At 34.7% G+C, this 13,815-nt stretch carries 13 protein-coding genes, 1 pseudogene and 1 other annotated feature; all 14 genes and pseudogenes read right to left on the reverse strand.

What is annotated here, in order from left to right:
* A partial coding sequence (locus FAY47_RS21070) for a GTP-binding protein (RefSeq protein ID WP_243129674.1) occupies nucleotides 1-1,140 on the reverse strand: 1,140 nt, incomplete at its 3' end.
* A gap of 78 nt (nucleotides 1,141-1,218) precedes the next feature.
* Complete coding sequence (rpsG, locus tag FAY47_RS19305; RefSeq protein WP_143318560.1) at nucleotides 1,219-1,689, reverse strand: 30S ribosomal protein S7; 471 nt, start codon at nucleotides 1,687-1,689, stop codon at nucleotides 1,219-1,221.
* Nucleotides 1,690-1,835: 146 nt separating this feature from the next.
* Nucleotides 1,836-2,213, reverse strand: coding sequence for a 30S ribosomal protein S12 (rpsL, locus tag FAY47_RS19310; RefSeq protein WP_143318561.1), 378 nt, complete (start codon nucleotides 2,211-2,213; stop codon nucleotides 1,836-1,838).
* 56 nt (nucleotides 2,214-2,269) lie between these two features.
* Entirely contained in the window at nucleotides 2,270-2,506 is a 237-nt protein-coding gene (locus FAY47_RS19315; RefSeq protein WP_143318562.1) for a ribosomal L7Ae/L30e/S12e/Gadd45 family protein, read from the reverse strand.
* 154 nt (nucleotides 2,507-2,660) lie between these two features.
* The gene (gene rpoC, locus FAY47_RS19320; RefSeq protein WP_143318563.1) at nucleotides 2,661-6,194 is read right to left on the reverse strand and encodes a DNA-directed RNA polymerase subunit beta'; all 3,534 of its coding nucleotides are present in this window, start codon (nucleotides 6,192-6,194) and stop codon (nucleotides 2,661-2,663) included.
* 21 nt (nucleotides 6,195-6,215) lie between these two features.
* Nucleotides 6,216-9,926, reverse strand: coding sequence for a DNA-directed RNA polymerase subunit beta (gene rpoB / locus FAY47_RS19325; protein WP_143318564.1), 3,711 nt, complete (start codon nucleotides 9,924-9,926; stop codon nucleotides 6,216-6,218).
* 293 nt (nucleotides 9,927-10,219) lie between these two features.
* Complete coding sequence (gene rplL / locus FAY47_RS19330) at nucleotides 10,220-10,585, reverse strand: 50S ribosomal protein L7/L12 (protein ID WP_143318565.1); 366 nt, start codon at nucleotides 10,583-10,585, stop codon at nucleotides 10,220-10,222.
* A gap of 48 nt (nucleotides 10,586-10,633) precedes the next feature.
* Entirely contained in the window at nucleotides 10,634-11,128 is a 495-nt protein-coding gene (gene rplJ, locus FAY47_RS19335; RefSeq protein ID WP_143318566.1) for a 50S ribosomal protein L10, read from the reverse strand.
* A gap of 38 nt (nucleotides 11,129-11,166) precedes the next feature.
* Nucleotides 11,167-11,293, reverse strand: a sequence feature (ribosomal protein L10 leader region).
* Nucleotides 11,294-11,335: 42 nt separating this feature from the next.
* A complete protein-coding gene (gene rplA, locus FAY47_RS19340) occupies nucleotides 11,336-12,025 on the reverse strand; it encodes a 50S ribosomal protein L1 (RefSeq protein WP_143318567.1) in 690 nt (229 codons plus the stop codon).
* Nucleotides 12,026-12,078: 53 nt separating this feature from the next.
* Nucleotides 12,079-12,504 (reverse strand): 50S ribosomal protein L11, encoded by a 426-nt coding sequence (rplK, locus tag FAY47_RS19345; protein WP_143318568.1) that lies wholly within the window; start codon nucleotides 12,502-12,504, stop codon nucleotides 12,079-12,081.
* Nucleotides 12,505-12,581: 77 nt separating this feature from the next.
* Complete coding sequence (gene nusG, locus FAY47_RS19350; protein WP_143318569.1) at nucleotides 12,582-13,103, reverse strand: transcription termination/antitermination protein NusG; 522 nt, start codon at nucleotides 13,101-13,103, stop codon at nucleotides 12,582-12,584.
* Nucleotides 13,104-13,135: 32 nt separating this feature from the next.
* Nucleotides 13,136-13,366 (reverse strand): preprotein translocase subunit SecE, encoded by a 231-nt coding sequence (gene secE, locus FAY47_RS19355; protein ID WP_143318570.1) that lies wholly within the window; start codon nucleotides 13,364-13,366, stop codon nucleotides 13,136-13,138.
* A gap of 51 nt (nucleotides 13,367-13,417) precedes the next feature.
* The gene (gene rpmG / locus FAY47_RS19360; protein WP_027099171.1) at nucleotides 13,418-13,567 is read right to left on the reverse strand and encodes a 50S ribosomal protein L33; all 150 of its coding nucleotides are present in this window, start codon (nucleotides 13,565-13,567) and stop codon (nucleotides 13,418-13,420) included.
* 175 nt (nucleotides 13,568-13,742) lie between these two features.
* Nucleotides 13,743-13,815, reverse strand: a pseudogene (locus FAY47_RS19365) (elongation factor Tu); the annotation flags it as partial.

Below are 13,815 nucleotides of genomic sequence, written 5' to 3' on the forward strand. Positions count from 1 at the left end.
ATTCTTTAAACCTATAACAGCTCCTAATTCTCCAGCTTCTAAAGAATCAACTTCTTCTCTATGATTTGCATGCATCTTAACAAGTCTTCCAATTCTCTCTTTCTTACCCTTTGTTGAGTTAAGAACATAAGAACCACTTTCCATTACACCTGAATATATTCTTGTAAATGCAAGTTTTCCTACGAAAGGATCAGTAGCTATCTTAAATGCTAAAGCTGACATTCCAGCTTCATCTGATGCTTCTCTTGAATCTTCTTCTCCATCTAAAGTAGTTCCTTGAACTGGTGGAATATCAAGTGGTGATGGTAAGTAAGCTACAACACCATTAATCATTTCTTGAACTCCCTTGTTTTTATATGAAGAACCACAAATACAAGGATAAATTTCATTTGATATAGTAGCTTTTCTTAATGCCGCATGTAATTCATCAGCAGTTATTTCTTCACCTTCAAGATACTTCATCATTAGCTCTTCATCTGTTTCTGCTATTGATTCAATCATTGAATTTCTGTATTCTTCAGCTTGATCTTTTAAATCAGCTGGAATTTCTTCACGTCTTACATCTTGACCAAGATCATCATAGAATAATATAGCCTTATTATCTATAAGATCTATCATTCCTTTAAATTGATCTTCAGCTCCTACTGGAATTTGTATTGGAACTGCATTAGCTTTTAATCTATCTCTTACTGTATTAATACATCTAAAGAAATCAGCACCAGTCGCATCCATCTTATTTACATAGATCATTCTTGGTACCCCATACTTATCTGCCTGTCTCCATACAGTTTCAGTTTGTGGTTCAACCCCACTCTTAGCATCAAGAACTGTAACAGCTCCATCAAGTACTCTTAAAGATCTTTCAACTTCCACTGTAAAGTCTACGTGTCCTGGAGTATCAATGATGTTTAATTCATGACCTTCCCAAAAACAAGTAGTTGCTGCTGAAGTAATTGTTATACCTCTTTCTTGCTCTTGAACCATCCAGTCCATTGTAGCAGCACCTTCGTGAACTTCTCCTATTTTATGACTTCTTCCTGTATAAAATAAAATACGTTCAGTAGTAGTAGTCTTACCGGCATCAATATGTGCCATTATACCGAAATTACGGAATTTGTCTAACGGAAATTTTCTAGCCATTTACTAGTCCTCCTCTCAATGAGTTATTATTAAATTCGAGAAAACTGTTTTGGTAAAAGAACCAAAACAGTTTTTTCATTAGTATCTGTAATGAGCAAAAGCCTTATTAGCTTCAGCCATCTTATGAGTATCTTCTCTCTTCTTAACAGCTGCTCCTGTATTATTAGATGCATCTAATAATTCTCCAGCTAATCTTTCACTCATAAGCTTTTCGCCTCTTTTTCTAGCTGCTGCTAACATCCATCTGATACCTAAAGTCTGTCTTCTTTCAGCTCTAACTTCTATTGGAACCTGATATGTAGCTCCACCTATTCTTCTAGCTTTAACTTCTAGTAAAGGCATTACATTATTCATTGCTTCTTCAAACACTTCTAATGCATCCTTACCAGTTTTTTCAGCCATTGTTTCAAAAGCTGCGTAGCATATTTTTTGTGCTACTCCTCTTTTACCATCTTCCATTATGCTGTTTATAAGCTTAGTAACAACCTTTGAGTTGTACATTGGATCTGGTAATACATCTCTTTTTGCTATATGTCCTTTTCTTGGCACTTTTCTTCCCTCCTTAACATGATAATTTAAGTTCATCGGTACTCGGTATTACTTTCATACCGCAAAGCGCTAACTTCTTCATCTATATAAACTTAACTTAAAATCTATGTAAATGCTGAAGATAAGCACTACTTTTGGTTAAGAGCCTATTTTGCTTTTGGTCTCTTAGCTCCATACTTTGATCTTCCTTGCATTCTGTTAGCTACTCCAGCGCAGTCTAGTGCACCTCTTACAATATGGTATCTAACACCAGGAAGGTCCTTAACTCTACCACCCCTTATAAGAACAACACTATGTTCTTGTAAGTTATGTCCTACACCACCAATGTATGCAGTAACTTCATATCCATTTGTAAGTCTTACCCTAGCAATTTTTCTTAACGCTGAGTTAGGCTTCTTTGGAGTAGTAGTCTTAACTACAGTACAAACACCTCTCTTTTGAGGACACTCTTTAAGTGCTGGCGCAGTTGAAGTAGTAGTAACTACTTTTCTTCCTTTTCTTACTAATTGGCTTATAGTTGGCATTTCTTCACCTCCTGAATTTTTATTTATCTATTTAAATATAAAAAGATAAAACTTTTTTATAGCATTAATGCAGCAGAAGACTTCACTTCAATTCCGCATAACTTGCCAAGTTCCTTCATTGTTTCAACATACTCTACTTTGATATTACTCTCTGTTGCTAAAACTACTAAGGGTGCGATTAACTTTTCATCTACATCTTTTGCTATATATAAAATATGTCCTTCTCCATTTCTAATGAACTTGGAACATTGTTTTATACCTATTACTTTTTTTCCTACAAGTCTGTCTAACATGGGATCCCTCCTTATATTAAACTCACGAGGACAAAGAAACTAAACTTTATCCTCATGAACTCATGTAGACAATCATACTGTAGTGTAGCTTTAAAAATCACACAACTCGTATTTTATCATTTAAGCATACACATGTCAATAAAATTGCATCATACTATTCTATCGTATTTATATACTCTTCTTCTTCGTTATTATCCTCAACATCTAGCTTTACTGATCTGTATCTCATCATACCTGTACCAGCTGGAATCAACTTACCAATAATAACATTTTCTTTTAATCCCACAAGTGGATCTATTTTTCCTTTAATGGCTGCTTCAGTAAGTACTCTTGTTGTTTCTTGGAATGAAGCTGCTGATAAGAAACTATCTGTTGCTAAAGCTGCTTTTGTTATTCCTAATAGCGCTTGTTCACCGATTGCCTCTTCTCCTCCAAATTCTCTAACTTTTTCATTAGCTTCTTCGAAGTCGAATATATCAATCATTGTTCCTGGTAAAAGATCTGTATCTCCAGAATCTGAAACCTTAATTTTTCTAGTCATCTGTCTAACAACAACTTCTAAGTGCTTATCGTTAATATCAACACCTTGAAGTCTATAAACTTTCTGAACTTCTGAAAGAAGATATCTTCTTGCTCCATCAATCCCTTTAATACTTGCTATATCATGTGGATTAACAGAACCTTCTGTTATTTCATCTCCAGCCTCAATTATTTCATCATTACTAACCTTAAGTCTTGAACCAAATGGTATATCATAACTTTTTTCCTCACCATCAGCATCCATTATGTGTACAGTTCTCTTCTTCTTAGTTTCCTCAACTCTTACTGTACCATTAATTTCGCTTACAATTGCAAGACCTTTTGGTTTTCTTGCCTCAAAAAGTTCTTCAACTCTTGGAAGACCTTGAGTTATATCAGCACCAGCAACACCTCCTGTATGGAATGTTCTCATTGTAAGTTGTGTTCCTGGTTCACCAATAGATTGTGCTGCAATTATTCCAACAGCTTCACCTATATTAATTTGTTTTGCTGTAGCCATGTTCATTCCATAACACTTAGCACACACACCAGTTTTACAACTACATGTAAATACTGATCTAATCTTAACTTTCTTTATACCAGTAGAAGCAATGATTTTTGCCATATTTGGATCAACATAACTGTCATTTGTTGCAATTATTTCTCCAGACTTTTCATCCTTAACGTCTTCGGCTAAATATCTACCAGTTAGTCTTTCTTCTAATCCTTCAATAACTTCGTTACCTTCTTTAATTTCTGATACATACATTCCCTCTTTAGTTCCACAATCTTCTTCTCTAACAATTACATCTTGAGAAACATCTACAAGTCTTCTTGTTAAATATCCAGAATCGGCAGTCTTTAGGGCCGTATCAGCATTACCTTTTCTCGCTCCATGAGTAGATAAGAAGTACTCTGATACATCTAATCCTTCTCTAAATGATGCTCTAATAGGCAACTCAATAATCTTACCTGATGGACTGGCCATAAGTCCTCTCATCCCTGCTAATTGCTTAATCTGAGATTTAGATCCTCTGGCTCCTGAATCTGCCATCATGTAAATAGGATTGAATTTATCCAAACTTTCCATTAAGGCATCAGCAACATCTTCTGTTGTCTTAGTCCATTTTTCGATAACTCTTTCATATCTTTCATCATCTGATATGAAACCTCTTTTATACATCTTCTCGATTTTATCTACTGTTTCATCAGCTTCTTTAAGTAAATCGAACTTAGCTTGAGGTACAATCATATCTGAGGCTGCAACTGTAACTGCTCCAACAGACGAATAATGATATCCTAGTGCTTTAATCTTATCAAGCATTATTGATGTATTAGTAGCTCCGTGTTTCAAATAGCATTTATCTATTATCTTACCTAATGATTTCTTAGTAACTAGGAAATCAACTTCTAAATTAAATTCATCATTATTATTACTTCTATCAACAAATCCTAAATCTTGAGGAATTGATTCATTAAATATTATTTTTCCGACAGTTGTCTTGATTATTCCTGACTTTTTAACTCCATCTACAACTTTAAACAATCTTACAAATATTTCTGAATGAATATCAATCTTTTTAAGTTCATAAGCCATTATCGCTTCTTCTTTGCAATAAAAATGCTTTCCAGAACCCTCTCCATTTTCCTTATCCATTGTTAGGTAATATGAACCAAGTACCATATCTTGAGTAGGTACACAAACTGGTTTACCATCAGATGGCTTTAGTATATTGCTTGCAGCAAGCATTAAGAATCTAGCTTCCGCTTGCGCTTCAACCGATAGTGGTAAATGAACAGCCATTTGGTCTCCATCAAAGTCAGCGTTATATGCTGTACATACTAATGGATGTAGCTTTATTGCTCTACCTTCTACCAATACTGGTTGGAAAGCTTGAATTCCTAATCTGTGAAGAGTAGGAGCACGGTTAAGCAATACTGGATGATCAGCAATTACTTCTTCAAGAACATCCCAAACTGCTGGCATTAGCCTTTCTACCATTCTCTTAGCACTCTTTATATTATGAGCTATACCATCTTCAACTAACTTCTTCATTACAAATGGTTTAAATAATTCAATAGCCATTTCCTTTGGAAGTCCACATTGATACATTTTAAGTTCAGGTCCAACAACTATAACTGATCTACCTGAATAGTCAACTCTCTTACCAAGTAAGTTTTGTCTAAATCTACCTTGCTTACCTTTAAGCATATCAGATAAAGATTTAAGCGCTCTGTTACCTGGTCCTGTTACTGCTCTTCCTCTTCTACCATTATCAATAAGAGCATCTACTGCTTCCTGAAGCATTCTCTTTTCATTTCTTACAATAATATCTGGAGCACCTAAATCCAATAACTTCTTCAATCTGTTATTTCTATTAATAACTCTTCTATAAAGGTCATTAAGATCAGATGTTGCAAATCTACCACCGTCTAATTGAACCATAGGTCTTAAATCTGGTGGGATAACTGGAATAACATCAATAATCATCCACTTTGGATCATTACCAGACTTTTTAAATGATTCAATCACTTCAAGTCTTCTTATTATTCTAATCTTCTTTTGTCCAGTACTTTGCTTCAATTCTCCCTTAAGTTCTACAGATTGTGCTTCTAAATCAATTTCACCTAAAAGTTGTTTTATTGCTTCTGCACCCATTCCAGCTTCAAAGCTTTCTTCACCATACTTATCAGCTGCTTCTCTATATTCTTTTTCATTAAGAAGTTGCTTCTTTAAAAGCGGTGTTTCCTTTGGATCAATTACTACATATGAAGCAAAATATAAAATCTTTTCTAATGCTCTTGGTGACATATCAAGAATTAATCCCATTCTTGATGGAATCCCCTTGAAGTACCATATGTGAGATACAGGGGCTGCAAGTTCAATATGCCCCATTCTCTCTCTTCTTACTTTTGCTTTAGTAACTTCTACGCCACATCTGTCGCAGACGATACCCTTATATCTTACTCTTTTGTACTTACCACAGTGACATTCCCAGTCCTTCATAGGTCCAAATATTCTTTCGCAGAATAAACCATCTCTTTCTGGTTTTAAAGTTCTGTAGTTAATTGTCTCTGGTTTCTTTACTTCTCCTCTAGACCATTGTCTAACTTGCTCTGGAGAAGCCAACCCAATTTGCATTGCATCAAAATTATTTAATTCAAACAAGGGTATATCCTCCCTTCAAAATTAGTGTTCGTCATTAAAATCATCAAGTACTAAATCTTCTTGTAATCCATCTAATTGAAAATTGTCAAAATCTTCTTCAGGTTCTTGATCTGGATCTTCTTCAGCTATTGTATAGCTATCATCTGTATCGACAGTTTGTTCTACTGTAAATTCTTCAGTACCCTCTATATTAACTTCTAAATCTTCAGAATCATCTTCTGAAAATTCTTTTAATTGAACTTCTTGGTGGTTTTCATTTAAAACTCTTACATCTAAGCATAGTGCTTGAAGTTCTTTAATAAGAACCTTAAACGATTCTGGAACTCCTGGTTCAGGAATATTTTCACCTTTAACTATAGCTTCGTAAGTTTTAACTCTACCAACAACATCATCTGATTTTACTGTTAGTATTTCTTGAAGTGTATGCGCTGCACCATATGCTTCTAATGCCCAAACTTCCATTTCACCAAATCTTTGACCACCAAATTGAGCTTTACCTCCTAGTGGTTGTTGAGTAACTAATGAGTAAGGTCCTGTTGATCTTGCATGAATCTTATCATCAACTAAGTGAGCTAGTTTTAAGATATACATTATCCCAACAGTTACTTCGTTATCAAATGCATCTCCAGTTCTACCGTCATATAAAACAGTTTTCCCATTAGCATTGTAACCAGCCTTTACAAGACACTCTTCAATATCCTTTTCAGTTGCTCCATCAAATACTGGGGTAGCAATGTGCCATCCTAATTGACTTGCAGCCCATCCTAAATGAACTTCAAGTACTTGCCCGATATTCATACGAGAAGGAACCCCTAGTGGATTTAAGCATATTTGTAGTGGTCTACCGTCTGGCAAGAAAGGCATATCTTCTTCTGGAAGGACTCTTGAAATAACACCTTTATTTCCATGACGACCCGCCATCTTATCTCCAACAGATATCTTTCTTTTCTGAGCTATATAACATCTTACAAGTTCATTCACACCTGGATTAAGGTCATCTCCATTTTCTCTAGTAAATACTTTAATATCTACTATGATACCTGCTTCTCCATGTGGAACTCTTAATGAAGTATCTCTTACTTCTCTTGCCTTTTCACCAAAGATAGCTCTTAAAAGTCTTTCTTCAGCTGTTAGTTCTGTTTCACCTTTTGGAGTTACCTTACCAACTAGTATATCTCCAGATCTAACTTCAGCACCTATTCTAATTATTCCCCTATCATCAATATCCTTCAATGCATCTTCACTAACATTTGGAATATCTCTTGTGATTTCTTCAGGTCCTAGTTTTGTATCTCTAGCTTCTGATTCATATTCTTCAATATGAATTGATGTAAATACATCTTCTCTAACTAGTTCTTCTGATATAAGCATAGCATCCTCGTAGTTGTAACCTTCCCAAGTAATGAATCCCATTCTTATGTTTTTCCCTAATGCGATTTCACCTAAGTCAGTTGAAGGTCCATCTGCAAGCACTTGATTCTTAAATACAATTTCACCAGTACTTACTATTGGTCTTTGGTTTATAGATGTACCCGAGTTACTTCTTTTAAATTTACGAAGTCTATAAGTATCTATTCCACCATCTGAATCCCTCTTAACTCTTACTTCATTCCCTGAAACATAACTAACTACCCCTGCATTCTTTGCCTTTGGAAGAACTCCTGAATCAACAGCAGCCTTAAATTCAATACCAGTACCAACAATTGGTGCTTGTGGTTTTAATAATGGCACTGCTTGACGTTGCATGTTAGATCCCATAAGTGCTCTTGATGCATCATCATTTTCTAGGAAAGGAATCATTGCTGTTGCAACAGATACAATTTGTCTTGGTGATACATCCATTAAATCAACATCTTGTGCTGGAACAACGAAAAATTCTTCCTTGTTTCTAACTGTAATCTTACTATCTACAAAGTGCCCACTTTCATCCAATGGTTCTTTTGCTTGAGCTACTAAATACTGATCTTCTTCATCAGCTGTAAAATATCTTATTTCTGAAGTAACTCTCATATTTTCCTTATCAACAACTCTATATGGAGTTTCTATAAAGCCATATTCATTGACTTTAGCATAAGTTGCTAGCGAGTTAATAAGTCCTATATTTGGACCTTCAGGAGTTTCTATAGGACACATTCTTCCGTAATGAGAATGATGAACGTCTCTAACTTCGAAACCAGCTCTTTCTCTAGATAGTCCTCCTGGTCCTAAAGCAGATAATCTTCTCTTATGAGTTAACTCTGAAAGAGGATTTGTCTGATCCATGAACTGTGACAATTGTGAACTACCAAAGAATTCTTTAATAGCAGCTGCTACTGGTCTTATATTTATTAACATTTGCGGAGTGATTGACTCTTGATCTTGAATGGTCATTCTTTCTTTAACTACTCTTTCCATTCTAGATAACCCTATTCTGAATTGATTTTGTAGCAATTCTCCAACAGATCTTAATCTTCTATTTCCTAAATGGTCAATATCATCCACATATCCTATTTCATATGCAAGACCTATTTCATATGAAATAGTTGCAAAGATATCTTCTTTGATTATATGTTTAGGTATTAACCTTGTTATATTCTTCTTTATCTCTTCCTTAATTGTTTCTTCATCAGTAAAATTATCAAGAATTTCTTTTAAAGTAGGATAATGAACTAGTTCTTTTATGTGTAAATCAGAAATATCAAAGTTAATATACTTATGTATATCTACAAAATGATTTCCTATTACTTTTAAAACTTTATCTTCTACTAAAATATCAACTGAATTAATTCCAGCATTTTGAATGTCTTCCGCCATTAATCTGCTGATCTTTCCACCCTTTTCTACCATGATTTCTCCTGTAGAAGGATTTACTATATCAGTTGCTGCAACTTGATTTGCTATTCTTAAATTCAAAGCAAGTTTTTTGTTGAATTTGTATCTTCCTACTCTTGATAAATCATACCTTTTTGCATCAAAGAATAATGAATCAATTAAAGATATAGCACTATCAACCGTTGGTGGTTCACCTGGTCTCAATCTCTTATAGATTTCTAGTAGCGCTTCTTCTTTAGTCTTTGTATTATCCTTTTCAATAGTGGCTTTAAACCTTTCATCTTCACCAAAGTAATCAAGCAACTCTTGGTCACTACCAACACCCATAGCTCTTGCAAGTATAGTAATTGGTAACTTTCTAGTTTTATCGATTCTTACATAAATTATGTCATTAGAATCAGTTTCATATTCTAGCCAAGCTCCTCTATTTGGTATTACTGTAGATGCGAATAGTTTTTTACCACTCTTATCTCTACTACTACTGTAGTATACTCCTGGAGACCTTACTAATTGGCTTACTATAACTCTTTCAGCTCCATTAATAACAAAGGTACCTTGTTCAGTCATTAATGGGAAATCTCCCATAAATACTTCTTGTTCCTTTATTTCTCCTGTTTCTTCATTCTGTAATCTTACAGAAACTTTTAATGGTGCAGCATAAGTAGCATCACGCTCTTTACACTCCTCCACTGAGTACTTGATATTTTCCATATCAAGCTTGTAATCGACAAATTCAAGTATTAGATTACCTGTGAAATTGCTTATAGGATTTACATCATCAAATACTTCATGAAGTCCTTCCCTTAAAAACCATTCATAAGAATCTAACTGCACTTCAATTAAGTTTGGCATTTCGGTTACATCTTTAACCTTAGCAAAACTCATTCTTGTTCTTTTTCCAACTTGGACAGGATGTACCATGAATTTTCACCCCTTGTATAAACTAAAATAACCAAAAACACACTTTCCCTAAGGACTTGTGCTTTCGGAGAGCATCATCATCTTAGTATAACCAATATCTCATTAGTTATACTATGTTTTCCATTTTTATATACTTATCCATATTGAACAGTACATTAAAATATGGTAGCATAACACAAAAACAATGTCAATGTTTTTAATAAAAAAAGATGTTTTTTTACTTTTTTACTTCTCATATATAGGCAATAAAAAAGGTGCTATATTAGCACCTTTTTATATTATAAGTAAGAATCTTACTTAAATTCTACTTCAGCTCCAACTTCAGCTAATTTAGCTTTAATGTCTTCAGCTTCTTCCTTAGCAACAGCTTCCTTTAAAGTCTTAGGAGCTCCGTCAACTATTTCTTTAGCTTCCTTTAATCCTAAACCAGTTAATTCTCTAACAACCTTAATTACCTTAATCTTGCTAGCACCAGCATTAGTTAATACTACATCAAATTCTGATTTTTCTTCAGCTGCACCACCTGCAACTGCACCACCTGCAACTGCTACAGGAGCAGCAGCACTTACTCCGAATTCCTCTTCGCAAGCTTTTACTAATTCATTTAATTCTAAAACGCTCATTTCTTTTATAGCTTGAATGATATCTTCTCTTGTCATTTAAATTGCACCTCCAAAATTACTTAACTATTATGTTTATTTTTTAGACTATTCAGCCTCTTTTTGATCTCTTATTGCACTTAATAAGTATGCAAGGTTTGATAATGGAGCCTTGATACTTCCAAGAAGTTTCGCAATAAGAATTTCTTTTGATGGTATTGAAGCAAGTTGTACAACCTTGTTTGTATCAAAGATTTCTCCTTCAACAATACCAGCTTTTAGCTCAAGCTTCTTATGATCCTTTGCAAAATCATTAAGAATTCTTGCAGGAGCTGTAGCATCTTCGTACCCGAAAGCTATTGCTACTGGTCCTTCTAAGTATGTTTCTATACCATCTAATCCTAATTCTTTTGCAGCTAGTGTAACTAAAGAATTTTTATATACTTTATATTCTACACCATTTGATCTTAAAGTCTTTCTTAATTGAGTATCTTCTTCAACAGTAAGACCTTGGTAATCAGCAAGAATAACAGCTTGTGCCTTTTCTAGCTTTTCTCTAATTTCAGCAACCTTTGCTTCTTTAATTTGTCTGTTTTTGTTCATTACTGTGTGTCCACCTCCTCACAGTTTTTTAACTGCTTTATTATATTAATAAAGGTCTTCCCGTAGACAAAGGAAGACCTATAATAACCATTATATGCTACCTCGGCAGGTTGATTTACGTTACGCTTTCGCACCTACTGTCTACGGAGTTAATATTCTTTTTAACAACGAATTAAATTATATCAGCTTACTCTCTTTAAGTCAATACTAATCTAAAACTTTTGTTGGATTTATTTTTGCTCCAGGTCCCATTGTGCTTGAAACAGTTACTGATTTAACATATTGTCCCTTAGCAGCTGCTGGTTTAGCTTTTACTAAAGCTTCCATCAATGCGTGGAAGTTTTCTTTTAACTTTTCTCCACCAAATGACTTCTTACCGATTGGACAGTGAACTATAGAAGTTTTATCTACTCTATACTCAACCTTACCAGCTTTAATTTCAGCTATTGCCTTAGCAACATCAAATGTTACTGTACCTGATTTTGGGTTTGGCATTAATCCCTTAGGCCCTAAAACCCTACCAATTCTACCAACAACACCCATCATATCTGGAGTTGCTACAACTATATCGAAGTCAAACCAGTTTTCAGATTGAATCTTTTGCACTAGATCTTCTGCTCCAACATAATCTGCTCCTGCAGCTTCCGCTTCTTTAGCCTTATCACCTTTAGCGAATACTAATACTTTAACAGTCTTTCCTGTACCATTTGGTAAAACTACAGCTCCTCTAACTTGTTGATCCGCATGTCTTGGATCTACTCCAAGTCTTACGTGTAATTCGATTGTCTCATCGAAATTAGCTTTTGCAGTTTTTACACAAAGCTCTAGAGCTTCTGCAGGATTGTATAAAGTATTCTTATCTATTAACTTTGCACTTTCAACATATTTCTTTCCCATTAATAAGCCTCCTTTGTGGTAATAACGGTCCTGACCTCCCACTAATTTATGAATTACTCTTCGATAGTTACACCCATACTTCTTGCTGTTCCTTCGATCATGCTCATAGCAGTTTCGATTGTAGCAGCATTTAAGTCAGGCATTTTTAATTCTGCGATCTTCTTAACTTGGTCTTTAGTTAACTTACCAACTTTAGTTCTGTTAGGTACTCCTGAACCACTTTCTAATCCTAATTCTTTCTTGATTAGAACTGCAGCTGGAGGAGTCTTTAATATGAAACTAAAAGATCTATCTTGGTATACAGTAATTACTACTGGTATTATTAATCCTGCTTGATTCGCAGTTTTAGCATTAAACTCCTTACAGAATCCCATTATGTTTACCCCATGTTGACCTAATGCTGGTCCAACTGGTGGTGCTGGTGTTGCTTTACCTGCAGCAAGTTGAAGTTTGATCATTCCAGTTACTTTCTTAGCCATTGTTATTCCTCCTATACTGTGGTGTTTACGGACTTAAAAGTCCTCCCACTTAATTAAAAATCAGTATAATTAAATTATTAAACTAATTTATCAACTTGATTAAAGTCTAGTTCAGCTAAAGTTTCTCTGCCGAACATATCCACTGATGCCTTAATTTTATGCTTTTCAAGATTAATCTCTTGCACTGTTGCAACAAATTCTCTTAAAGGTCCTGAAATCACTCTCACACTTTCTCCTACCTCTAAGTCTATATCTTCTGGAAGTTCTACTACTCCCATTGATTCAATCTCTTCATCGGTAAGAGGAACTGGTTTTGATCCAGGTCCAACAAAGCCTGTCACACCTCTGGTATTTCTTACAACATACCATGATTCGTCTGACATAAACATTTTAACCAATACATATCCCGGAAACTTTTTCTTTAAAGAGACTTTTTGTTTACCATCTTTTTCTTCAATTACTTCTTCCATTGGAACTTGAAGATCTAATAGTAAATCTTGAAGATTTCTGTTTTCAACAACCTTCTCTATGCTAGCCTTTACTTTATTTTCGTATCCAGAATATGTATGTACTACGTACCATCTTGCTCTTTCACTCATATTTGACTGGTGATAATTCACCTGAACCTCCCTTACTTAAGTTTCAAAATCACTTCGAAGAGGTTTTGAAAAATATAATCGAATCCGCCAACCATAATTGTATACACTATGGTGACTACAGCAACAGCAATAAATGCTTTCTTTGTTTCTTTGTTAGACGGCCAAGTTATTCTTTTCACTTCAGCCTTAATGTCTTTAAAAAATTTGAAAATCCCACCCTTTTGAGTGCTATTTTCTATTTTTGTACTACTGTTTACAGCCATTTCTCTCACATCCTTAAATTTGGTAAGTCTGTGTCTTTACTCAATCGCTAATTATTTTGTTTCTCTATGAAGAGTGTGCTTCTTACAGAACTTACAATACTTTTGCATTTCCATTCTGTCTGGGTTGTTCTTCTTATTCTTCATTGAGTTGTAGTTTCTCTGCTTACACTCTGTGCATGCTAAAGTTATCTTTACTCTCACGGTCTGCACCTCCAGTTATTCGTATATATTTAAGAGACAATACTCTTACTGATTCAACTAATTGCGTAATTGTGAGTTACTTTTCCACATTACCACAAAAGTCACGTACTGTCAATATGATATCCCTTTGCAAAGGACTAGGTATTAATACCCAGCCCTCCTGTAATCAAGTTAATTATTCTACTATGCTAGTAACAACACCTGATCCTACTGTTCTTCCACCTTCTCTTATAGCAAATCTTAATCCT

The sequence above is a fragment of the Clostridium sp. HBUAS56017 genome, assembly GCF_007115085.1.
Taxonomy (GTDB): Bacteria; Bacillota; Clostridia; order Clostridiales; family Clostridiaceae; genus Clostridium; species Clostridium cibarium.